At 73.1% G+C, this 21,416-nt stretch carries 25 protein-coding genes; 14 read left to right on the top strand and 11 right to left on the bottom strand.

Annotated elements, in window-relative coordinates; genetic code table 11:
• Positions 1-82 precede the first annotated feature (82 nt).
• From ACIF6L_RS30540 to ACIF6L_RS30560, 5 genes are all read left to right on the top strand, one after another.
• The gene (locus tag ACIF6L_RS30540) at positions 83-1,378 is read left to right on the top strand and encodes a DUF445 domain-containing protein (RefSeq protein WP_329487813.1); all 1,296 of its coding nucleotides are present in this window, start codon (positions 83-85) and stop codon (positions 1,376-1,378) included.
• Positions 1,379-1,440: 62 nt separating this feature from the next.
• Entirely contained in the window at positions 1,441-2,511 is a 1,071-nt protein-coding gene (locus ACIF6L_RS30545) for an adenosine deaminase (RefSeq protein WP_329487812.1), read from the top strand.
• Positions 2,512-2,668: 157 nt separating this feature from the next.
• Positions 2,669-3,199, top strand: coding sequence for a hypothetical protein (locus tag ACIF6L_RS30550; RefSeq protein WP_396490662.1), 531 nt, complete (start codon positions 2,669-2,671; stop codon positions 3,197-3,199).
• A gap of 81 nt (positions 3,200-3,280) precedes the next feature.
• A complete protein-coding gene (locus ACIF6L_RS30555; RefSeq protein ID WP_329487810.1) occupies positions 3,281-4,117 on the top strand; it encodes a DUF4097 family beta strand repeat-containing protein in 837 nt (278 codons plus the stop codon).
• A 48-nt stretch (positions 4,118-4,165) separates the two neighbouring features.
• A complete protein-coding gene (locus tag ACIF6L_RS30560; protein ID WP_396490661.1) occupies positions 4,166-5,233 on the top strand; it encodes an ABC transporter ATP-binding protein in 1,068 nt (355 codons plus the stop codon).
• 78 nt (positions 5,234-5,311) lie between these two features.
• Here ACIF6L_RS30560 and ACIF6L_RS30565 read toward each other — a convergent pair whose 3' ends face one another.
• From ACIF6L_RS30565 to ACIF6L_RS30580, 4 genes are all read right to left on the bottom strand, one after another.
• On the bottom strand, positions 5,312-5,638 hold the full coding sequence (locus ACIF6L_RS30565) for a nuclear transport factor 2 family protein (protein ID WP_396490660.1): 327 nt from the start codon (positions 5,636-5,638) through the stop codon (positions 5,312-5,314).
• Between the two features lie 58 nt (positions 5,639-5,696).
• On the bottom strand, positions 5,697-6,266 hold the full coding sequence (locus ACIF6L_RS30570; RefSeq protein ID WP_396490659.1) for a hypothetical protein: 570 nt from the start codon (positions 6,264-6,266) through the stop codon (positions 5,697-5,699).
• 61 nt (positions 6,267-6,327) lie between these two features.
• Entirely contained in the window at positions 6,328-6,513 is a 186-nt protein-coding gene (locus ACIF6L_RS30575) for a DUF397 domain-containing protein (RefSeq protein WP_396490658.1), read from the bottom strand.
• A 4-nt stretch (positions 6,514-6,517) separates the two neighbouring features.
• Complete coding sequence (locus ACIF6L_RS30580) at positions 6,518-7,375, bottom strand: helix-turn-helix domain-containing protein (protein WP_396490657.1); 858 nt, start codon at positions 7,373-7,375, stop codon at positions 6,518-6,520.
• A 259-nt stretch (positions 7,376-7,634) separates the two neighbouring features.
• On the opposite strand from ACIF6L_RS30580, the gene ACIF6L_RS30585 reads away from it, so the two are divergent.
• Complete coding sequence (locus tag ACIF6L_RS30585; protein ID WP_329487804.1) at positions 7,635-7,997, top strand: ATP-binding protein; 363 nt, start codon at positions 7,635-7,637, stop codon at positions 7,995-7,997.
• A complete protein-coding gene (locus tag ACIF6L_RS30590) occupies positions 7,994-8,269 on the top strand; it encodes a hypothetical protein (protein ID WP_396490656.1) in 276 nt (91 codons plus the stop codon). Before ACIF6L_RS30585 ends, ACIF6L_RS30590 begins: the two co-directional genes overlap by 4 nt.
• Before the next feature lie 101 nt (positions 8,270-8,370).
• Here the strand turns inward: ACIF6L_RS30590 and ACIF6L_RS30595 are convergent, their stop codons facing one another.
• The gene (locus ACIF6L_RS30595) at positions 8,371-9,111 is read right to left on the bottom strand and encodes a CDP-alcohol phosphatidyltransferase family protein (RefSeq protein ID WP_359805078.1); all 741 of its coding nucleotides are present in this window, start codon (positions 9,109-9,111) and stop codon (positions 8,371-8,373) included.
• 155 nt (positions 9,112-9,266) lie between these two features.
• Positions 9,267-9,698 (bottom strand): DoxX family membrane protein, encoded by a 432-nt coding sequence (locus tag ACIF6L_RS30600; protein WP_352293144.1) that lies wholly within the window; start codon positions 9,696-9,698, stop codon positions 9,267-9,269.
• 105 nt (positions 9,699-9,803) lie between these two features.
• Here ACIF6L_RS30600 and ACIF6L_RS30605 point away from each other — a divergent pair, with 105 nt between their 5' ends.
• Positions 9,804-10,358, top strand: a complete 555-nt coding sequence (locus ACIF6L_RS30605; protein ID WP_359836208.1) for a TetR/AcrR family transcriptional regulator — start codon at positions 9,804-9,806, stop codon at positions 10,356-10,358.
• Positions 10,359-10,406: 48 nt separating this feature from the next.
• Here ACIF6L_RS30605 and ACIF6L_RS30610 read toward each other — a convergent pair whose 3' ends face one another.
• The gene (locus tag ACIF6L_RS30610; RefSeq protein WP_329487800.1) at positions 10,407-11,126 is read right to left on the bottom strand and encodes a YidC/Oxa1 family membrane protein insertase; all 720 of its coding nucleotides are present in this window, start codon (positions 11,124-11,126) and stop codon (positions 10,407-10,409) included.
• 91 nt (positions 11,127-11,217) lie between these two features.
• A complete protein-coding gene (locus tag ACIF6L_RS30615; protein ID WP_396490655.1) occupies positions 11,218-11,511 on the bottom strand; it encodes a DUF6412 domain-containing protein in 294 nt (97 codons plus the stop codon).
• 233 nt (positions 11,512-11,744) lie between these two features.
• On the opposite strand from ACIF6L_RS30615, the gene ACIF6L_RS30620 reads away from it, so the two are divergent.
• Both ACIF6L_RS30620 and ACIF6L_RS30625 read left to right on the top strand, forming a co-directional pair.
• Positions 11,745-12,029, top strand: a complete 285-nt coding sequence (locus ACIF6L_RS30620) for a type II toxin-antitoxin system Phd/YefM family antitoxin (protein ID WP_329487798.1) — start codon at positions 11,745-11,747, stop codon at positions 12,027-12,029.
• Positions 12,022-12,444 carry a type II toxin-antitoxin system VapC family toxin gene (locus ACIF6L_RS30625; protein ID WP_329487797.1) on the top strand — a complete coding sequence of 141 codons (423 nt, stop codon included), beginning with the start codon at positions 12,022-12,024 and terminating at the stop codon, positions 12,442-12,444. Before ACIF6L_RS30620 ends, ACIF6L_RS30625 begins: the two co-directional genes overlap by 8 nt.
• Positions 12,445-12,521: 77 nt before the next feature.
• On the opposite strand, the gene ACIF6L_RS30630 is transcribed toward ACIF6L_RS30625, so the two are convergent.
• Together ACIF6L_RS30630 and ACIF6L_RS30635 are read right to left on the bottom strand one after the other, a co-directional pair.
• Complete coding sequence (locus ACIF6L_RS30630; RefSeq protein ID WP_396490654.1) at positions 12,522-13,625, bottom strand: Gfo/Idh/MocA family oxidoreductase; 1,104 nt, start codon at positions 13,623-13,625, stop codon at positions 12,522-12,524.
• A 210-nt stretch (positions 13,626-13,835) separates the two neighbouring features.
• Positions 13,836-14,888: a lytic polysaccharide monooxygenase gene (locus ACIF6L_RS30635; protein ID WP_396490653.1), complete on the bottom strand. Its 1,053-nt coding sequence runs from the start codon at positions 14,886-14,888 to the stop codon at positions 13,836-13,838.
• Positions 14,889-15,307: 419 nt separating this feature from the next.
• Between ACIF6L_RS30635 and ACIF6L_RS30640 the strand changes: the two genes are divergently transcribed.
• From ACIF6L_RS30640 to ACIF6L_RS30655, 4 genes are all read left to right on the top strand, one after another.
• On the top strand, positions 15,308-16,087 hold the full coding sequence (locus tag ACIF6L_RS30640; protein ID WP_329487794.1) for an HAD-IIA family hydrolase: 780 nt from the start codon (positions 15,308-15,310) through the stop codon (positions 16,085-16,087).
• Between the two features lie 95 nt (positions 16,088-16,182).
• Entirely contained in the window at positions 16,183-17,361 is a 1,179-nt protein-coding gene (locus ACIF6L_RS30645; RefSeq protein WP_396490652.1) for a low temperature requirement protein A, read from the top strand.
• Between the two features lie 185 nt (positions 17,362-17,546).
• Positions 17,547-18,224: a uracil-DNA glycosylase gene (locus ACIF6L_RS30650; RefSeq protein ID WP_329492109.1), complete on the top strand. Its 678-nt coding sequence runs from the start codon at positions 17,547-17,549 to the stop codon at positions 18,222-18,224.
• A 345-nt stretch (positions 18,225-18,569) separates the two neighbouring features.
• Positions 18,570-19,436 (top strand): glycoside hydrolase family 6 protein, encoded by an 867-nt coding sequence (locus tag ACIF6L_RS30655; protein WP_396490651.1) that lies wholly within the window; start codon positions 18,570-18,572, stop codon positions 19,434-19,436.
• Between the two features lie 37 nt (positions 19,437-19,473).
• Here the strand turns inward: ACIF6L_RS30655 and ACIF6L_RS30660 are convergent, their stop codons facing one another.
• Positions 19,474-21,405, bottom strand: coding sequence for a galactose oxidase-like domain-containing protein (locus ACIF6L_RS30660; protein ID WP_396490650.1), 1,932 nt, complete (start codon positions 21,403-21,405; stop codon positions 19,474-19,476).
• Between the last annotated feature and the right edge of the window lie 11 nt (positions 21,406-21,416).

The following is a 21,416-nucleotide window of genomic DNA, read 5'->3' on the forward strand; positions in this document are numbered from 1 at the left end:
GGGCGCACGGCGTTCCCACGGCGGGGGCGCGTCTTTGTGGGGCGCGCCCTCCGCATGCGCCGGCAACGGGCAGACTGGCGGGGTGAGTGACGATGCCTTCAGCGGGACCGGGCCCGGGGTCCGGTTCACCGCGGCCGACGAGGAGAAGAGACGCGGCGTCCGCCGGATGAAGACCATCGCGACCGGCCTGCTGGCCTTCGCGACCCTGGTCTTCGCCCTGGCCACCTGGGCGAAGGCGGCCGGTGCCGGCGCCTGGGCGGGCTACCTGGCCGCCGCCGCCGAGGCGGGCATGGTCGGCGCGCTCGCCGACTGGTTCGCGGTGACCGCGCTCTTCCGCCGTCCGTTCGGCCTGCCGATCCCGCACACCGCGATCATCCCGACCAAGAAGGACGCCTTCGGCAAGTCGCTCGGCGACTTCGTCGGCGACAACTTCCTCTCCGGCCAGGTGGTGCGCGGCCGGCTCGCCGCGCTCGGCATCGCCCGCCGGCTGGGGGAGTGGCTGGCCGCGCCCGGCAGCGCCGAGCGGGTCACCAAGGAGGCGTCGGCCGCGCTGCGCGGCGTCCTCGCGGTGCTGCGCGACGACGACGTCCAGGCGGTCGTCGGCGAGGCGGTGACCAGGCGGGCCGCCGCCACCTCGGTCGCCGAGCCGATGGGCCGGATGCTCGGCAGGGTGGTCGCCGACGGCGGCCACCACGGCGTGGTCGACCTGATCGCCGTCCGGGTGCACGACTGGCTGACCGAGAACCACGAGGAGGTGGTCCAGCGGGTCACCCAGAAGACCCCGGGCTGGACGCCGAGGTTCCTCGACCACCAGGTCGGCGAGCGGGTCTACAAGGAGCTGATGCGGTTCGTCACCGACATCCGGGACGACCCGCACCACGCCGCGCGCGGCGCCGTCGACAACTTCCTCGCCGACTTCGCCACCGAACTGCAGAGCGACCGGGAGACCATCGCCCGGGTCGAGCGGGCCAAGGCCGACCTGCTGGTCCGCCCCGAGGTGCAGGAGCTCATCGCCTCCACCTGGGCCGCCGTCCGCGCCCTGGTGCTGACCGCGGCCGAGGACGAGGACAGCGAGCTGCGCCGGCGCATCCGTGACGGCGTGCGTGACTTCGGCGCGCGCCTGGCGACCGAGCCGAAGCTCCAGGCCAAGGTGGACGGCTGGCTCCAGGACGCCGCCCAGTACCTCGTCGACACCTACCGTGCGGAGATCACCTCGCTGATCTCCGAGACCGTGGCCGGCTGGGACGCGGACGACGCGTCCCGCAAGATCGAGGCCAACGTCGGCCGTGACCTGCAGTTCATCCGGATCAACGGGACCGTGGTCGGAGCGCTGGCGGGACTGCTCATCCACACCGTGGCGGTTGCCCTCGGGGGGTGAGCCACCTGTGCTTATCCTTGCGGACACAGCTTGATACGCGCGTAGAGAAGAAGGGCACCACCGTGGTCCAGCCGGACGGAAGTCGGATCGGAAACCCCACCGCGAACCGGGGCATCGAGGCGTTCATCGCCGGGATGCCCAAGGCGGAGCTGCACGTCCACCACGTGGGCTCGGCCTCGCCGCGGGTGGTCGCCGAGCTGGCCGCGCGCCACCGCGGCCGGTCGAAGGTGCCGGTCGACCCGGCCGCCCTCGCCGAGTACTTCACCTTCACCGACTTCGCCCACTTCATCGAGGTCTACCTCAGCGTCGTCGACCTGATCCGCGACGCCGAGGACGTCCGCGCGCTGACCTACGGCGTCGCCGAGGACATGGCCCGGCAGAACATCCGGTACGCGGAGCTGACCATCACGCCGTACTCCTCGGTCAGCCGGGGCATCCCCGACGTCGCCTTCATGGAGGCCATCGAGGACGCCCGGGTGCGGGCCGAGAAGGACCTCGGCGTCGTGCTCCGTTGGTGCTTCGACATCCCCGGCGAGGCCGGTCTGGCCGCCGCCGAGGAGACCGCCCGGCTCGCCGTCGACCTCGCCCCCGAGGGCCTGGTCAGCTTCGGCCTCGGCGGCCCGGAGATCGGCGTGCCGCGCCCGCAGTTCAAGCCGTACTTCGACCGGGCGCGGGCGGTCGGTCTGCGCAGCGTCCCGCACGCGGGCGAGACCACCGGCCCCGAGACGGTCTGGGACGCCTTGCGGCTGCTCGGCGCCGAGCGCATCGGCCACGGCACCCAGGCCGTGCGGGACCCGGCCCTGATGGACCACCTCGGCGAGCACCGGATCGCCCTGGAGGTCTGCCCGACCTCGAACATCGCGACCCGCGCGGTCGAGCGGATCGAGGAGCACCCGATCCGGCAGATGGTCGACGCGGGCCTGCTGGTCACCGTCAACAGCGACGACCCGCCGATGTTCGGCACCGACCTCAACACCGAGTACGCGGTCGCGGCCCGGCTGCTGGACCTGGACGAGGCGGGCGTCGCCGCGCTGGCGCGCAACGCGGTCGAGGCGTCCTTCCTGGACCCGGCCGGCAAGGCCCGGATCGTCGGCGAGATCGACGCCCACCTGGCTGGGTGGGGCACGGTCTGACCTTCCCCTGGAATGCCTGCGGGCCGGTGCCGTCCTGGACGGTACCGGCCCGCGGTGCGTCCGGCGGCGGGGCCCGCGCCGACGTGTGGCGCCACTCTTTCGGGTTGTGGCGCCAAAAGGGCTTGGTGTGGCGCCACTGGTGTGCCATTCTTGGGTCATGGACCTCTCGCCGTACGTCGACAACCTCCGGAACGAGCTCGCGGTCGCAGCGAGCGCGGGCGGAGACGAAGCCCGTGCCCTGGCCGAGCGCCTGACTCTTCCGCTGGAGTCGGCCGTGCGGCTCACCCTTCTCAACGCCCTCTCCGCCGCGATGGGCGAGGTCACCCGTGATCTTGCGCCCGGCTCGGTGGACGTCCGGCTCCGGGGGCTGGATCCGGAGTTCGTGGTGATGGCGCCACCGTCGCCGGAGGTGTTCCACGACGCCGGTGAGCGGTCACCGGCGCCGGTGGCGCCGCCGGTGGCACCGGCGGGGGCGGAGGGGGAGGACGGCAACACCGCCCGGATCAACTTCCGCCTGCCCGCCCACCTCAAGACCAGGGTCGAGGAGGCAGCCGGTCAGGAGGGACTCTCGGCCAACGCCTGGCTGGTGCGCGCCGTCGCCGCCGCCCTGGAGCCGGGCGAGCCCGTCCGGGCCGTCGGGCGGACGGTGTCACCCACCGGGCAGGGGTTCACCGGCTGGGTCCACTAGGTTCCGCGCTTCCCACTCCTTCTCCTTCCACCCCGTCCGACCGGCGGGTTCATCCATCAGAGCCAAGAGAACGGGACAGCCATGCCTTCTTTCGACACTCCCGGCCCGATCAGCGCCACCATCGAGTTCGACATCGCGTCCGTCCGGATCGCCGCGGGCAAGCGCACGGACACCGTGGTCGAGGTCCGGCCGGCGGACCCGGCGGTCGAGGCGGACGTCAAGGCCGCGGAGCAGACCAGGATCAGTTACGCGGGCGGCGCCCTGGTGGTGAAGGGCCCGAAGAAGCGCTCGCTCTTCGGGCGGGCGGGCTCGGTCGATGTCACCGTCGAGCTGCCGGCCGGCTCGGAGGTCCACGGCAACGCGCCGATGGGGGACTTCCTCTGCGAGGGGCTGCTGGGCGACTGCCGGGTGCGGACGTCGGTCGGCCGGATCCAGGTCGAGCACGCGGACTCCGTCCACCTGCGGACGGACCACGGGGACGTCCGGCTGCGGCGGGCCGACGGGGACGCCGAGGTCAACGGCTCCGGCCGGGTCGAGATCGGCACCGTGGCGGGCACGGTGACGGTGAAGAACCTCAACGGCGAGACGGTGATCGGCGAGGCCGGCGGGGACCTCAAGGTCAACTCCTCCAACGGCCAGATCCAGGTCGGCGCGGCCCTCGGGGACGTGGACATCAAGACGGCCCAGGGCGCCATCCGGATCGGTGAGGTGGTCCGCGGGCGGGTCGTCCTGCAGAGCGCCATCGGCGAGCTGGAGGTCGGCATCCGCGAGGGCACGGCCGCCTGGCTCGACGTCCACACCAAGCTCGGTAGCCTCCGCAACTCGCTCGGCGCCGCGGCGGGCCCCGGCGAGGCGACGGAGCGGGTCGAGATCCGGGGGCGGACGCAGCTCGGTGACATCGTGATCCGGCGTTCCTGACCACCGGGCCACGGCCCGGCGTACCCGGTAGCGAAGGAGGCGTGAGCCATGACCCTGCGGCCGGTCCCCGCCGCCCCGATCACGGCGGCGGTCTCCGTGGCCGGACTGACCAAGTCCTACGGGGGGAGAGTGGTGCTGGACGGCATCGACCTGACGGTCCCCGAGGGCACGGTGTTCGCACTCCTCGGGGCGAGGGGAGCCGGGAAGAGCACCGTCGTGCGGATCCTCTCCACGCTCGTCCCGGCCGACGGCGGGGTGGTGCGGGTGGCCGGGCACGAGCTGGTGCAGCGGGCGGGCAGGGTCCCGCAAGTGGGCAGGGTCCCGCAAGGGGGCCGGGCCCTGCAAGGGGGCAGGGCTCGGGGCGCGGGTGCGGGTGCGGTCCGGGGCGTGGGCGGAGTTCGGGGCGCGGGTGAGGTCCGGCGGGCGATCGGTGTCGTCGGCCAGGTCTCGGCGGTGGACAAGCTGCTCACCGCCGAGGAGAACCTGCTCCTGATGGCGGACCTCCACCACCTGGGTCGTCGGGAGGGGCGCAGGAGGGTCGCGGAGCTGCTGCGGCGCTTCGAGCTGAGCGAGGTGGCGAACGGAGCGGCCGCCGGTCTCCCGGTCGGCGTGCTGCGCACGCTGGATCTGGCGATGGCGCTGGTCGGGGAGCCTCGGGTCGTCCTGCTCGACGAGCCGACCGCCGGCCTCGACGCGGCGGGCCGGCGGGCGCTGGGGGAGGCGGTCCGGGGCCTCGCCACCGAGCACGGCCTCACCGTCCTGCTCACCACGCGGCACCTGGAGGAGGCGGACCGGGTCGCCGACCGGACGGCCGTGCTCAACGGCGGCCGGATCGTGGCCGAGGGCACGGCGGTCGAGCTGAAGCGGTTCGTCCCGGGTAGTCACCTGCGGCTGAGCTTCGCCGGCCGGGCCGAACTCCGGGCGGCCGCAGCGCTCTTCGACTACGCGGCGCCGGACGAGGAGGCGCTGGCGCTGTCCATACCCGGCGACAACTCGATCGTCACGGTGAAGGCCGTGCTGGACGCCCTGGACCTCGCTGCCGTCCGCGCGGAGGCGCTGACGGTGCACGGTCCTGACCCGGAGGAGGTGCTCACCGCCCTGCTGTCGGCGGGGTGACGGGCGAGCAGGGCGGGGCGAGCAGGGCTTGGCGAGCAGGGCTTGGCGAGCAGGGTGGGGCGAGCAGGGTGCGCGGGCTTAGCCGAGGAACTCGACGCGGTCGATGAGGCCTTCGCGGACCCGGTAGGCCACCAGGACGCGGACCGGTTCGTCGGACAGGCCGTGGGCAACTTCGTGGTCGACCACCCAGTCGCCCTCGGTGAGCCGTCCTACGATCTCCGCCCGGCAGCGGCCCGCGTCGAACTGCCGGGTGTAGGTGTCGCGCAGGGCCTGACGGCCTTCCAGGCGGCTGCCGTCACGCCGCAGAACGAGGACGTCCTCGGCGTAGGTGGCGACGAAGGCGTCGATGTCGTGGTTGTTGTAGGCGGTGAGCTGCTGCTCGACCACGTCCTGCGGGCTGGTCATGCGGGGTTGTCCTTTCGGGTTCGAGCGGGGCTCGGGGCACAGCCGAGGCACGGCCGGGTCAGCTCTTCACGACGAAGACGATTCCGACGACGACCGCGATGACGAGGCCGACGATGACCCCGACCGCCATGGGGCCCACCCGGTCGCGGAGTTGCTTCGACGGCTGGACGCGGATGCTCGGATCCGTGCTCAGCTCCCACCAGTTGATGATGCGCCGGAAGTCCACGTGGAAGTCGGGGGAGGGGTAGATGTCGCTGTGCTGGAGCCCGGGCAGTGAGCGGCGCCGGCCGTTCGTGAGGTAGATCCGGGGCACGAGCGAGTACCCGTACTGGTTGTCGGTCTCGCGGATGTCGATCCAGCGGATCTCGTGCCAGGGATAGGTGCGGCCGCGACCGAGGCCCCAGCAGATGGTGATGCCGGAGGCGTCGACGGTGGTCCAGGACCGGAGCACGACGGAGGTGGCGAGGCCGACCAGCACCAGGGTCCCGCCGAGCACCCAGCCGAAGCCCGCCGGGCCGAGACGGTAGGCGGCGAAGACTCCCTCGACGGCCAACACCACACAGAGGACGCCGAGATGAAGCCAGGACGGGCGATACCGGTCTTTCCCCCGGAAGCTCAGTTCGATCACCGTTCGCACACTACGCCCCGGGCCCGGTGGAGAGGGAGGGAGCCCGGGGCGGGCCCGGGTGTCAGACGTCGAACTCCCCGTTGCGGATCCCGGCGAGGAGGTCACGCCACTCGTCGGTGGTCAGTTGGGCGACGGCGGAGGGCTGGAGGCTGCTGCGGAGGTAGACAGTGTCGGCGGTTATGGCCACTTCGGGGCAGTTGTTGGAGTTGGCGCACGCGGCAGGGCGCATCCAAGAAAGGTTCTCCATTGGCCTACATCTCCCTCTTGATGGTTGAGATCAGGTCACGTGAATCATCAGCGGAAAGAGACCTATCGGTCATCTTCGCTATGATCGCGCTGTACTTGTCCAAGTACTCCGTTGAGTGGAGGTAGATCGGCCCATCCACGGAGTCGTACTGGACCGTATCAAGGCGTGGCACTGGACCATTTGCATAGATGATCGCCTGGCCGGATCCTACGAATCCTCCTGATTCGAAGGGCACAACGCGCAAAGTCACATGGGGAAGATGTGAGAGTTCAAGCATCCAGTCCAGCTGCTCGCGAGTGACCTCGCGACCCCCGAAGCGCATGCGAAGAGCCGCCTCGTGAACCAGTGCCGTGTATGGCTCGGCGCCGCCCCTCATGAGAATCTCGGATCGCTTCATGCGATGCTCGACGCGAGTCTCGATGATTCGAGGCGTAAGTGGCGGCTGAGCCTCCACGAAGACAGCCCTGCTGTAGCGTTCGGTTTGCATGGGGCCGGGTGGATGGCAGATCTGGTATGAGTGCATGCCCTTGGCATGGAACTCGAACTCGGCGATTTCAAGAAACCCTGCCGGTACGGATCCCCGATACTCTTCCCACCAGCCCTTGGCTCGCTCACCTGCCATCTCGGCGAGAGCGTGGACGTACTCGGAGTCGGATTCCTTGTATCTGTCGGCAAGGGCGATCACTCGCTCGGGAGTCACCGTGTAGCTCCCCTGCTCGATGAGCGTGACCTTCGTGCGGGCCAGGCCGAGGACTGCGGCCGCCTCAGCAGTCGTGACACCCGCAGCGTCGCGCATCTTGCGTAGTTCGGAACCGATGCGCTGCCGTCGTGCAGTCGGGGGAGATGACATGGGGTCAAGCATCCATCGCGACCGTACTGGGAGTCCAGTTGCAGAGAGGGACATGTACTAGACCAGGTGGTACATGTCCCTCACATGCCCTACAGTCTGTGATGCACCGCTCACCGAACGGGTTGTCAGTAACGCCAACCCCTAGGGCAGTTGGTACCTGCTGCCCGGGCACCGAAGAGCATCCGTATGTGGTCCTTCCAGCGCCGCTGCGGACTTGCTCACGGCGACACCCTCACCGGTGTGCCCCACCTACACCGCAGGGAGACTCCCCGTGTGTAACCGCAACTCCCCTTCCCTCACCCTCGCCCGCGAGGGCCTCCGCAGCGCCATGGCGCGGAGCGGCTGGCACCCCGAGGTCATCGCCGACGCCGAACTCGCGCTCGCCGAACTCATCGTGAACGCCTGGCGGCACGGCCGGACGTCCTCGCCGGTCGTCCTGGTGTTCATCAACGACACCACGCTGCGGGTCTCCGTGAACGACGACAGCTGCGAGCTGCCGGAGCAGCGCCACCCCTCCGACCTCGCCGAGTGCGGGCGCGGCCTCCAGCTCATCGAGGGCCTCACCCACCGGTGGGGCGCCGAGCCCTGCAAGCGCGGCAAGGCCGTCTGGTTCGAGCTGGACGCCGTCGCGTGAACGTCGTCCACCTGCCCGTTCCCTCGCGGCCTCACGAGGCCGCCACCACCACCGTCCCCTACCTCGCCGTCGAACCCTCCCCGGACGCCGCTGTCCAGCTCCGGCTGGCCGTCGACGACCCCGTCGGTGCGGATCCCGACGAGCAGCTCGTCTTCCGTCTCACCACCCGGCAGGCCGAGGACCTCATGCACGGCCTCGCCTGGCGGCTGGGCTGGCGCTGCGGCAGGCCCCTCGGCGCCATCTCGACGAGTCCGCCGTGCTCGGACTCCTGAGCCTGATCGTCCTGTCCGCCGTCGTCGGCGCGGTCTGCCAGGCGAGGAGCGACGCCCTGCGCCGCGACGCCGCCGACCGCGCCGGGGCGGTCGGCGGCCGATCAGCGCAGGCGCGACGAGGAGAGGATCGACGCCAGGTGGGCGACGACCATCCCCCAGGTGATCACCGCGATCGCGGCCAGCGCGATCCGGGTCGGCCCGAGGTTGCCGACCGCCGCGTCCGCCACCGCCGTGGCCAGCAGCACCAGCGAGGCCTCGATGCCGTTGGTCACCCGGTGGATCTTGAAGATGGAGGCGAACCGTCGCGCGGTGGCGATGCCCTGCGAGCGCGGCTGGGTCGACTCCTCGTCGGCGGGCGCCAGCCCGCTGCGGGCCCGGGCCACGTCGACCAGGTCGGTGGAGGCCTTCAGCAGGACGACGCCCAGCGCCGTCGCCAGGCCGACCGAGATCCACAGGTCGGACCCGCCCCGGGCGGCCCGGATGCCCGCACCGATCATCAGCGCGGCATCGGCCAGGTAGGCGCCGAGCCGGTCGACGTACACGCCCGCCGTGCTGAACTGCCGCTTCCAGCGGGCCACCTCGCCGTCGACGCAGTCGAACAGCAGGAACCCCTGGAACAGCAGGGCGGCCAGGATCGCGCCCGTCAGTCCGGGGATCACCAGGGCGGCCCCGGCGCCGACGCCGCAGACCACCATCACCCAGGTCAGGGTGTTCGGCGAGACGGACGTCCGCACCAGCCGCCGCGTCGTCCGCAGCGAGATCCGGCGCATGTAGAGGCGGCCCGCCCAGTGCTCACCGTTGCGGCTCTGCATCTTGGCCTGCGGCTGGCAGACCTCCCGCATCTCGGCCAACGTCGGGGCTGCGACCTTCACGAATTCCTCCACCTTGTCCGGCCGGACTCAGAAACGATCAAAGGCTACGGCCTGCCGTGGCCACGGTCCGGGGCGGGTCTCCGAGTGGCGCCGCCGGGCCGGCACGGAGGCGCGAGGGCGCGGGGTCAGCCCGCGAAGGTCAGTGCGGCGGCCGCGACGAACAGCACCTGCAGAGCGGTGCGGGGGCCGATCGGGGTGACGCCGGGGAGTCGGCGGCGGGCGGCCGAGACGTTCGCCGGGAACATCGCGATCATCATGAGGATCAGACCCGCGGACGCCAGCCTGGTCGTCGCCGGGACGAGGACCAGGACGGCGCCGGCCAGCTCCAGCAGGCCGGTCAGCGTGATCAGCAGCTCCGGCCGGGGCAGGCCCGGCGGGACCATGGCGACGAGTCCGCTCCGCAGGCGCGGGAGGAAGTGCGCGGACGCGGTGAGCAGGAACATCGCGGCCAGTCCGACCCGCAGGGCGGGGTGCCAGCCGTCGAGCACGTCCACACCGGCCAGTCCGGCCAGGCGGGCGGCCAGGAATCCGGCGACAAGAGCGATCAGGGGTGCCATCTCGGCCTCCGAAGGTGCGGGTGGTGCCCTGCGTGCAGGGCATCTTGACACCATCAAGTTAGGTGCGGCCGTGCCATCTTGTCAATGGAAAGTTATGATCGGGGCATGTCTGCCCAGCCCTATCACCACGGTGACCTGAGGAATGCCCTGCTCGCCGCCGCCGCCGCGGCCATCGAACAGAACGGGCCCGCCGCGCTGAGCCTGCGCGAGCTGGCCCGCCGGGCCGGTGTCTCCCACGCCGCCCCCGCCCACCACTTCGGCGACAAGGCGGGACTGCTCACCGCACTCGCCGCCCAGGGGTACGAGCTCCTCGCCGACGCGGTACGCGCTGCCGGGCCGGACCTGGCCGGGGCGGGGATCGCCTACGTCCGGTTCGCCGTCGGGCACCGCGCCCACTTCACGGTCATGTTCGAGCCCGGCCTCTACCACCCGGACGACCCGCACCTGTCCGCCGCCCGGGCCCGCGCCGACGAGGCCCTCGCCGCCGCGCTCGCGGCGTCCGCCCCGCAGCACGCGCGGGAGCGCGAGCTCAAACTGGCGGCCTGGTCGATCGTCCACGGCTTCGCCCAGCTGTGGAACAGCGGGAGCCTGCCCGACCGCGCCGGGGAGGACCCGGCGACGATCGCCCGCGCGGTGATCGGCAACCTGCTGCGCGCCTGACCCGCCCGGCGGCGGGGGCCCCCGCCGCCGGACCGTACGGCGCGCCGGTCAGATCAGCGCCACCGCCGGCACCGGAGCCGTCCCGCCCCGGTGCAGCCAGCCGCGTTCGGCGGCCGACCAGGCGGACGTGGTCAGCAGGTAGAGCGCGGCAGCCAGCGGCACCAGCGCCGCGAACAGCACGGTGCCGAACGACAGGTACGGCATGACCGCCATCAGTCCGGCCTGCCCGGGCTGTCCCGGCTGCGCCGGCTGCTTCGGAGCGGCCGCCTGCGCTCGGCGGGCCCGGCGGAAGTTGACGTACCCCACGGCGGCCAGCCCGGCGTACAGCGCGCCGAACACCACCCACTGCGCGGCGCTCTGCGCGCTGCCCGCGTGCAGGCCGAGCGGGACGCCGAAGAGGGTGTGGCCGAGCAGGTCGTTCGGGGTGGTGAACAGCCGGTACATCACCGAGAAGAACGGGATCTGGATCAGCATCGGCAGGCACCCGGCGAACGGCGAGGCCTTCTCCTCCCGGTACAGCTCGGCGAGCGCGGCCTGGAGCTTCTCCGGCTTGCCCTTGTGCTTGCGGTTCAGCTCGGCGACCTTCGGCGCGAGCCGGGCCCGCGACTTCTCACCGCGCGCGGCCGCCCGCGCCAGCGGGTGCAGGGCGAGCCGGACGCAGACGGTGAACAGGACGATCGCCAGCGCGGTGGGCACCAGCTGGGCGAGGGAGGCGACGACGTCGTGGGCCAGGCCGACGGCCGGGTCGAGCACTGCGAAAACGGACATGGTGGAGCGAGCCCTCCGGGGTCTCAGCGTCTCAGGACATGAGTGATCGGCGGAGGGCGGCCGCGTGGACGGCGGTGGAGAAAAGGGGTGGTTACGCGGCCGCCGGGGCCGCGCCCGGGGCCCTGGGGCGTCGCCTGCCCCGGGCGTCGGGATCGCGCTGCGGGAGGAAGGCCGTTCGGAGCGCCAGGCGCCGCAGCGTCCCGTCCCGGACGGCGGCCGGCGCCCGCGCGCCCAGCAACCGGGCCGCGGCCAGCGTGCCCGCGACGGCGCCGGCCAGCAGCACCACGGCCGCGGCGGCGGCCACAGAGGTCAGCGTCCCACCGTCGGTGAGCGCCTCCCCGGTCAGCACCCGGAGCAGGCCGAGCAGCATCGCGACGAATCCCACGGTGAGCTCCTCTCCTGCCGAGTGCCGAGTGCCGGGCACCGAGTGCCGGGCGTACCGGCTGATGAACCGACTGGTGTGCCGACGGACGCGCCGTGCTCGGCGGCACCGAGTCCGGGCGTTGTCGACGATGGTACGACGCCCGGCGCTCCCGGGGGAGCGCCGGCTCACGGCGGGCGGCCCCGGCGCTCCCGCGCACCGTAGCCAGCGGTGCTACCCGGGGCTACCTTGGAAGGATGAAGACGATTACCCAGCGGGAGTTCCGGAACAACTCCGCCGCGGTGATGGACGCGGTGGAGGCGGGCGAGACCTTCCACATCACCAGGAACGGGGTCGAGGTCGCGGAGCTGCGGCCGGTCGCGGAGCGGCGGCGGCTCACGGCCGAGGAACTGGTGGCGCGGCACGTGAAGCTGCCGCGGGTGGACTACCAGCAGATGCGCAAGGAGGCCGAGGAGTACTTCGGCCCCGAGGAGCTGGTGGGGGACGACGGCGACGACCCCTTCGAGCGGCGGCGTGGCTGAGCGGCGCAGGGCGCCCCGGCGGCGCCCGGCCGGGGTGCTGGACACCTGCGTCTACATCGACCTGGCGCTGCTCAACCCGGCCGAGCTGCCGGCCGTGCCGGAGCTGACCGCGATCACCTTCGCCGAGCTCCAGCAGGGCGTCTCGATGGCCCGGGACGCGGTCAGCCGGGCGTCGCGGCTGGAAGTGCTGGGCGCGGCGATGGCCGACTTCGACCCGCTGCCCTTCGACGCGGCCGCCGCCGCCCGGTACGGGACGCTGGTCACGCTGACCATCGCCGCCGGGCGCCAGCCGCGTCCGCGCCGGATCGACCTGATGATCGCGGCCGTCGCCTCCGCGCACGGGCTGCCGCTGTACACGCGCAACGTGGCGGACTTCCGGGGCCTCGGCGCGGCCGTCGAGGTCATCGGGATCTGACCGGATCCGACCCAGTCCGGCCGACTCCAGCCGGGGCCGACCGGGGCCGACCGGCCGCGCCGCGCCCCCGGAAGGGGTCAGCCGAGCCGGACGGTCGTGCCGGTGGCGGCCGAGGTGCGGGCGGCCTCCAGGACGGTCAGGGTGGCCACGGCGTCGAGCGGGTCGACCGGCGGCGGAGTGCCCGGGTCGGCCAGGGCGGCGGCGACGCCCGCGTAGAAGGCGGGGTAGTCGCCCAGGTCGGTCGGGACGGTGGTCGCGTCCTCGTCGGTGCCGACGGTGCCGTACCGGGAGGGCTGGTCGGCGCCCCACGGCGCCCCGGCGCGGCCGGTGCCGTCCGGGCGCTGACCGGCGCGGAGGTCCTCCTCCTGCGGGTCCATGCCGAACTTCACGTATCCGGCGGTGTCGCCGAGCACCCGCAGCCGGGGCCCGACGAGCGGGGTGATGGCGCTGGTCCACAGGTGGGAGCGGGTGCCGGAGGCGTGGGTGAGGGCGAGGAAGGCGTCGTCGTCGACCACCGCGCCGTCCCGTCGGGTGTCGATCTCGGCGTAGACCGTCTCGACCGGGCCGAACAGGGTGAGCGCCTGGTCGACCAGGTGGCTGCCCAGGTCGTACAGCGTGCCGCCGCCCTCGGCCGGGTCGGCCAGCTCGCGCCAGCCCGCCTTGGGCTTGGGGCGGAACCGCTCGAACCTGGACTCGAAGCGGTGGACCCGGCCCAGCGCGCCCTCGCGGACCAGCCGGGCGGCGGTGAGGAAGTCGCCGTCCCAGCGCCGGTTCTGGAAGACGGAGAGCAGGACGCCCTGCGACCGCGCCAGCGTGCAGAGCTCCCGCGCGTCGGCGGCGGTGGCGGCCAGCGGCTTGTCGACCACGGTGGCCAGCCCGGCGCGCAGCGCGGCCCGGGCGAGCGGGACGTGGGTGCGGTTGGGCGAGGCGATCACGATCAGGTCGAGCGCGTCCCGGTCGGCCAGCAGCTGCTCCGGGGTGTCCACGGCACGGGCGCCGGGGTGGTCCGTGCGCAGCTGGGCGCGGCGGTCGGGGTTGGCGGTGACCACCGCGTCCAGCCGGAGCCCGGGGGTGCTGGCGATCACCGGGGCGTGGAAGGCGGCTCCGGCCAGACCGTAGCCGATCAGGCCGACACGGAAGGGGCCGTCGTGGTCGCGGGAAGGGCGTGAGGAGGGGCTCATGCGCCTTACTCAATCACGGTGCGCCAGCACGAGGTATCCGATTGGCCCCGGTTTCGGTGCCGCCGGTGTGACGGACGGTGAGGCGGCCGGGGTGGTTCGACCGGGACGCCCGCCGGTGGGGCGGCGGGCGTCCCGGCGGTCCGGGTGCGGGGCGGTCCGGGGTGGTCGGGGTCAGCGGGCGGTCCGGGGTGGCCGGGGCCGGCGGGCGGGTCAGCGGGCGTGGGCGCCCGGGGTGCGGCGGCGCTGACGGTGGATGACGGCGACGACGGCGCCGGCCAGGAGGAAGGCCGAGCCGATCGAGGCCAGGACGCCGAGGGAGCGGTCGGAGCCGGTCTGGGCGAGCCGCTCGTGATCGGTGGCCGGCACCGGGGCGGGCACGGCGGCCTGCGCGGGAGCCTGCGTGGTGGGACCGGGGCCGGCCACCGCGGCGGGGCCGGCCGTGGGCGGCGGCGTGGTGGCGGAGGCGGCGGGGGTGGTGGCCGCGGCCGTCGGGGCGGCGGTCGGCGTGGCCCCAGCGGTGGTGTGGTCGTGCCCGGCGGGGTGCCCGGACGACGGAGCCGGGGCGGTGCCGTCCGGAGCGGGAGCGGGCGGCGTCGCGGGTGTCGTCGTCGGTGCGGTGCCGCTGCCGTCGAAGACCACGTCCGAACAGGAGTAGAACGCCTCCGGGCTGTCCGAGCGCTGCCAGATCGCGTAGATCAGCTGGCGTCCGGTCTTCCCCGCCGGGACCTTGCCGGGCAGCACGTAGGAACCGTCCGTCAGCTGCGGGTCGGTGGCCGTGAGGAACGGCTGGGGCTCCAGGTCCGCCCAGGTCAGCGGCTTGGTCGGGGAGTAGCCGGCGTTGGTGACGAAGAGCTGGAAGGTGCCCCGGTGCGGCGCGGTGGCGCGGTAGCGGAAGGTGAAGTCCGACCCGGCCGTGAGGTTGGTGGCCGGCCAGTCGGCGCGCGGCAGGTCCAGGCCCTTGTACAGGTCCGAGCCCGCGCTGCACAGCCGGCCGTCCGGGATCAGCTCGCGGTGGCGCCCGGCGGCGTCCCCGATCCGCAGGCTCATCCAGTCGTAGAGGGCGGCCGTGCCCCCGGCGGCCACGGCGGCCCGGCAGGCCGCCGACTTCGGGTGCTCGGCGCCCTCCAGGTAGCAGCCCTCGATCCGGCTGAGCGGATTCTGCATCGAGCCGTGCGCGGCGGCGGATCCGCCACCGACCCCGACGGTGAGGCCGGCGGCGGCGAGGGTGAGGACGGCGGCGGGGAGGCGGTGGCGCACGGGCATGGTGAGGGGACTCCTTCGCGGGAGCGGGGTGAGGGTGGTGCCGTTCACGCTAGCCGGGCGGCGGGGGCCTGCTGAGGGGCGCTCAGAGAGGTTAGGGGCGGCTTAAGGAGCCGTTGAGGCGGGAGAGCCGCAGGACGGTCCCGGAGCCCGTCCGGAGCCGGTCCCGGCCCGGGGCCCGGTGCGGGGCCCGGTGCGGGCTCCGGCGCGGTCGTCCGGACCTGGGCGTTCCGGTGGGCGGGACGTACTGCCGTCGGGCTGGTGTGCGGATTAGGCTGTGCCCCGTTGGGGCAGCCAGCAGTACCCCCGGCGGTCCGGTGTCCCGAGGTGGGTCCGGCCGGTGGGAGGCGCAACGGTGACGGCGGTGCGCCGCAGATTTGGTACGACCATCGCAAGACGTTGCAACTTCGGGAGACACGCACGTGGCAGAGCGCAAGCCCATCGAGTCCTGGCTGACCGACATGGACGGGGTCCTCATCCACGAGGGCACGCCGATCCCCGGCGCGGAGGAGTTCCTGCGCCGCCTGCGGGAGTCCGGCAAGCCCTTCCTGGTGCTCACCAACAACTCGATCTACACCCCGCGCGACCTCAGCGCGCGCCTGGCCGGCATGGGCCTGGAGGTGCCGGAGGAGTGCATCTGGACCTCCGCCCTGGCCACCGCGAAGTTCCTCAAGGGCCAGCGCCCCGGCGGCACCGCCTACGTGATCGGCGAGGCCGGCCTGACCACCGCGCTGTACCAGGCGGGCTACGTGCTGACCGACAACAACCCGGACTACGTCGTCCTCGGCGAGACCCGCACCTACAGCTTCGAGGCCCTCACCAAGGCGATCCGCCTGATCAACCAGGGTGCCCGCTTCATCTGCACCAACCCCGACGAGACCGGCCCGTCCACCGAGGGCGTGCTGCCGGCCACCGGCTCGGTCGCGGCGCTGATCACCAAGGCGACGGGCGTCGAGCCCTACTTCGTCGGCAAGCCCAACCCGCTGATGATGCGCGAGGCGCTGAACAGCGCCGGAGCCCACTCGGAGACCGCCGTGATGATCGGCGACCGGATGGACACCGACATCGTGGCGGGCATGGAGGCCGGCATGGAGACCATCCTGGTGCTCACCGGCCTCACCGCCGCCGCCGACGTGGAGCGGTTCCCGTACCGGCCGACCCGGGTCGTCCAGTCGATCGCGGACCTGGTCGACCTGGTCTAGCCTCTGCTCTGATGACGCGGGCCCCGCCCGGCCGATGGCCGGGCGGGGCCCGCCCGTTTGCGTGCGCCTGTTGCGTATGCGGAGGAGGGGGCGGGATGAGTACGGCGGGGGAGTCCATCGACGAGAAGCGGGTGACCTGGGCGGAGCTCTACTTCGACCTGGTCTTCGTCTTCGCGGTCACGCAGGTCTCCGGCCTGCTGCACCACCACCACGACTGGGGCGGCGTCGCGCGGGCGCTGGTGGTGTTCGTCCCGGTGTACTGGTGCTGGGTGGGCACCACCGTGCAGGCCAACATCCGCGACGTGGACACCCCGAGGGACCGCCTCGGGATCCTCGCCGTCGGCCTGGCCGGCCTCTTCATGGCGCTGGCCGTGCCCGGCGCCTACGAGGGCCGGGGCGTGCTGCTCGGCGCCGGCTACTGGGCGGCCCGGGTGCTGCTGCTGGTGCTGCTGATCCGCGTCCCGGGCGTCTGGCGCGGACCGTACGGGGTGGGCGTGCTGGTCAGCGGGCCGCTGCTGTTCGTGGGCGGGCTGCTCCCGGAGGGGCCGCGGCTGGTGCTCTGGACGCTGGGCGCGCTCTGCGACCTGTCCGGCCCGGTGCTGTTCCGCAACCGGCTGGCCAAGGTGGCGTACCACCCGCAGCACATGCCGGAGCGGTTCGCGCTGTTCCTGCTGGTGGCGCTCGGCGAGTCGATCGTCGGGATCGGCGCCACGGCCGCCGCCGTCCGCCTCGACGCGGCCGAACTGGCCGCGGTGGCGGCGGCGTTCACCATCTCCGCCGGGCTCTGGTGGCAGTACTTCGTCTACGCGGCGGACGCCATGCGGCATGCCGTGACCGTCGCGGACTCCCGCCGGGACGTCATCCGCCGGGTGTTCCAGTACGGCCACCTCGCGCTGGTGGCCGGGGTGATCGCGGTCGCGGTCGGCTTCGGCGAGACGGTGGCCGACCCGCGGCGGGCCCTCGGGGCGGGCTCGGTGGCGCTGCTGTACGGGGGCTGCGGGCTGTACCTGCTGACCTTCGGCTACACCCGGTGGATGATGTTCCGCGCGGTGTCGACCACCCGGATCGTGGCGGCGGCGGTGGTGTTCGCCCTGGTGCCGGTGATGGTGCGGCTGCCGGCGCTCGTCGTCCTGGTGGTGCTGGCGGTGCTGGTGGTGGCGCTGAACGTGGTCGAGCACGTCCGGGTGGCGCGGGCCGCCGCTGCCGCCGACCCCGCGGTCGGTGACGGGCCGCCCGGTGTCGAGCCGGTGGGTGCGGGCGCCGCGGCGGAGTGAGTTGTCGGTGGAGCTGTGTAGCGTTCGGTGTGGAAGAGGGCGGGCGGCGCAAGCGGCGCGGTACGCCGGAGGTCGGGGCGGTGCGGCGGTGAGCGGCCGTCCGGTGGGAGGTTGATGTCGTGACGGACACGGTCGAGGCAGGCGTGGTCGAGGCAGCCGGGGTCGAAGCAGGGGCGGTCGGCGGGCTGGAGCTGCCGGAGTCCTGGCGCGAGGTGCTGGGCGCCGAGGCGGAGCAGCCGTACTTCGCCGCGCTGGCGGCCTTCGTGGCGGCGGAGCGCGCGGAGCACCAGGTCTTCCCGCCGAGCGGGCAGGAGTTCTCGGCGCTGGAGGCCACGCCCTACGAGAAGGTCCGGGTGCTCGTCCTCGGCCAGGACCCGTACCACGACGACGGCCAGGCGCACGGCATGAGCTTCTCGGTGCTCCCGGGCACCCGGACGCCCCCGTCGCTGCGCAACATCTTCAAGGAGCTGAACGCCGACCTGGGCATCCCCGCCCCGGACAACGGCTACCTGATGCACTGGGCCGAGCAGGGCGTCCTGCTGCTCAACGCGGTGCTCACGGTGCGCGCGCACGAGGCCAACTCGCACAAGGCCAAGGGCTGGGAGAAGTTCACCGACGCGGTGATCAAGGCGGTGAGCGCGCGCGACGAGCCGGTGGTCTTCGTGCTCTGGGGCAACTACGCCAAGAAGAAGCTGCCGCTGATCGACACCACCAAGCACGTCGTGGTCCAGGGCGCCCACCCGTCGCCGCTCTCCGCCAAGCTGTTCTTCGGCAGCCGCCCCTTCTCGCAGATCAACGAGGCGCTGGCCGGCTTCGGCGTCGACCCGATCGACTGGCAGGTGCCGAACCTGAAGCAGGACTGACCGCACGGCGGGCCGGGCGTCGCGCCGGCCCGCCGTCACCGGCCGTTCACCGGCGTCGGCCGGAGGCCGGTACCCGGTGTGCGAAGCTGGGTGCCGACCTGGTCGCCGGACCGGGTCTGGGAGGGGCGGTACGTGCGCCGGGTAGGGCGAGGGGCGGGGTTCCGGCTGGCCGTGGGGGCGGCGCTGCTGGGGCTGACGGCAGGGGTGGCGGGCTGCGGCGGCGGGAGTTCGGCCGACCCGCCGGGGAGTGCGGGCACAGGGTCCGCCGCGGCGCCCGCGCCCCCCGGTTCCACCACGGCGAGCGCCGGCGCCGCCGGCGCCGGGCCCGTCCAGCTGCCGGGTCAGATGTTCTACGTGTCCGACCGGACGTCCGCGGCCCGGCAGTTGGCCGCGCTGCGCGGTCAGGGCCGGACGGCCGAGGCCGACACCCTCGCCGGGATCGCCTCCCAGCCCTCCTCGCAGTGGCTCGTCGACCAGGCCGCCCCGGGCAGCGTCGAGCAACTGAGCCGCCTGGCCGCCGAGGTGGACCGCACCCCGGTCTTCGTCGCGTACAACATCCCGCACCGGGACTGCGGCCAGTACTCGGCCGGCGGCGCGGCCGACGCCGCCGCCTACCGCTCCTGGATCACCGGCGTCGCCGAGGCGATCGGCGACCGCAAGGCCTGGGTGGTGCTGGAGCCGGACGCCGTCGCGCACACCCTGGACGGCTGCGGGGTCAAGGGCGAGACCGCCGCCGAGCGGTACGGCCTGCTGGCCTTCGCCGTCCAGGAGTTGAAGAAGCGTCCGCAGGTCCGGGTCTACCTGGACGCGGGGAACCCCGGCTGGGCCCAGGACCCGTCGGCGATGGCCGGGGCGCTGAGCAAGTCCGGCGTCGCCGTGGCGGACGGCTTCGCCGTGAACGTCTCCAACTTCTACAGCACCGACCGCGACGCGGCGTACGGCGCCGAACTCTCCGCCGCGCTGGGCGGGAAGCACTTCGTCATCGACACCAGCCGCAACGGCAACGGCCCGCTGAGCAGCGAGGCCTGGTGCAACCCGCCCGGCCGCGCGCTGGGCGAGCCGCCCACCGCCGCCACCGGCCGGCCCGGGGTGGACGCGTACCTGTGGATCAAGAACCCGGGTGAGTCGGACGGCGAGTGCGGCCGCGGTGAGCCCCGGGCGGGCGAGTTCTGGCTGCCGTACGCCCTGGGGCTGGTGCGCGGGCGCGGGTAGCCGGGCGGCCGCGCCGGGCGCTCGGGGCGCCCGGGGATCAGGCGGTCACCTGGATCCAGCGCGCGACCGAGGGGGTGCCGGCCCGGTCCGTCACGAACAGCATGTACCAGCCGGGCGGCAGCAGATCGGGGTTGCCGGGCAGGGTGAGGGCGACCCCGCCGGCCGAGCGCGCGCCGACGTCCAGGGCCACCGAGCGCTGCTCGACGTCGGTGGCGTGGGTGACCGAACTGGGCCGGACCAGCTTGGCGGTGGCGATGCCCGCCGGGTCCGGGGTGCCCACCGTGAGCGTGGTGCCGAGCTTCGCGCCGGCCGGGGCGTCGGTCACCCGCGGCCGCGCGCCGTGGAACAGGTACGGCGGGGTGTAGATCTCGATCCGCTGCTCGAAGGTGCCCGGTTCGGTGTCGGCCCTGTCCGCGAAGAGCGGGTCGGAGCCGAGGACCACCACCCGGCCGTCGGGCAGCAGCAGCGCCTCCGCGTGGTAGTCGCGTCCGACGGTCGGCTCGGCCGCGGCGCTGAAGGTGTTGGTGTCCGGGTGGTAGACCTGCGACTCGAGCAGGTCGCTGCGGTGCTTGCCGCGGTAGTCGCGGGAGCCGCCGGTGGTGAACACGGTGTCGTTCGGCAGGATCACGCTGTTGAGGTAGCGGGTGCCGCCGGCGGGCAGGTCCGGCCCGGGGGTGAAGGCGGGCTTCGGGGCGGAGAGGTCGGCGATGTCGGTGCGCGCGGTGGAGAGCGGTGACTCGCCGACGCCCCCGCCGCCGAGCACCATCACCTTCTGCGCCTGGGCGGGTGGCAGCAGGACGGAGGACGAGGTCTCGGTGAGCGCGGGGTCGCGCAGTCCCGGGACGGGCTGGAAGCTGTTGTCCCGCAAGTCCCAGAGCCCCGGGTCGCGGCCCCGGTCCGCCGGGCCGTAGCCCGCGTTGGAGCCGGAGTAGAAGAGCTTGCCGGAGGCGGTCAGGAAGATCGACGGGTAGGTCGGGAAGTAGCGGTCGGGCGCCTTCGACCAGGTCTTGCGGGCCGGGTCGTAGATCTCGTTGTCGTTGCCGCCGAGGATCTGCCCGGTGTCGTCCAGCCCGGAGACGGTGACCACCCGCCCGTCGCCCAGCCCGGTGAGCGTCGGGTACCAGCGGGCGTACGCCATGTCGGTGACCTGCTCGTACAGCTCGGTGTCCGGGTTGAACTCGAAGGCGGAGCGGATGCCCTGGAAGTCCTGCTTCTCCAGGGTCAGCCGGTCGGCCATGCCGTAGAGGTTGCGGGCGTCGGCGCCGTCCAGGCCCTTGATCGCGTACTGGGCGGGGGAGTCCTCGACGGACCCGGTGCCCGCCGCCACCGCCTCCACGAACACGTGCTGCTCGCCGGCCTTCACCACCGTCCGGTCGCCGGCGCCGGTCTTCGTCGCGGCCGGGACGGTCACCTCGGCGGTGGACAGGTAGGTGTGGCCGCCGGGGCCGGTGAACACCGTGCCCTTGGGGAAGGTGCGGGCCGCGTCCGGGTTCTCGTTGCGCACCCGCATGGTGCCGGCCGCCTTCTTCACGGCGCCGTCCAGCGCCTCGTAGCGCAGGGTGCCGCCGGCCACCAGCAGCCGGCCGTCGGGCAGCGCGGTGTGGCCGCCGCAGAACATGTCCGCCGGGGTCGGGATCCGCCGGTAGGTGTTGGCGGCGGGGTCCCAGAGCAGGCTCTTGAAGGAGCCCGCGTCGAAGCTGCGCCGGCTGTTCCCGGAGCCGGCGATGATCAGCACCTTGCCGGTGCGCAGCAGGCTGGCGTGGACGGCGTTGATCCGGAACTCGGCGGGGAGGACGACGGTCTGCCAGTGGCCGTACTCGGCCTTGTAGGCCGGGCGGTTGATCACGTACTGGTGGTACTGCTCGTGGGCGAAGCCGAGGACGGCCGGCGCGTTCATCCCGGCCACGGTCAGGGCGACCGTGCTGCCGAGGGCGAAGCGCCTGGTCCGGCCGGCGTTGCGGATCCTCACGGTGGGTGGTC

Source organism: Kitasatospora sp. NPDC086009, assembly GCF_044540385.1.
Classification (GTDB): Bacteria; Actinomycetota; Actinomycetes; order Streptomycetales; family Streptomycetaceae; genus Kitasatospora.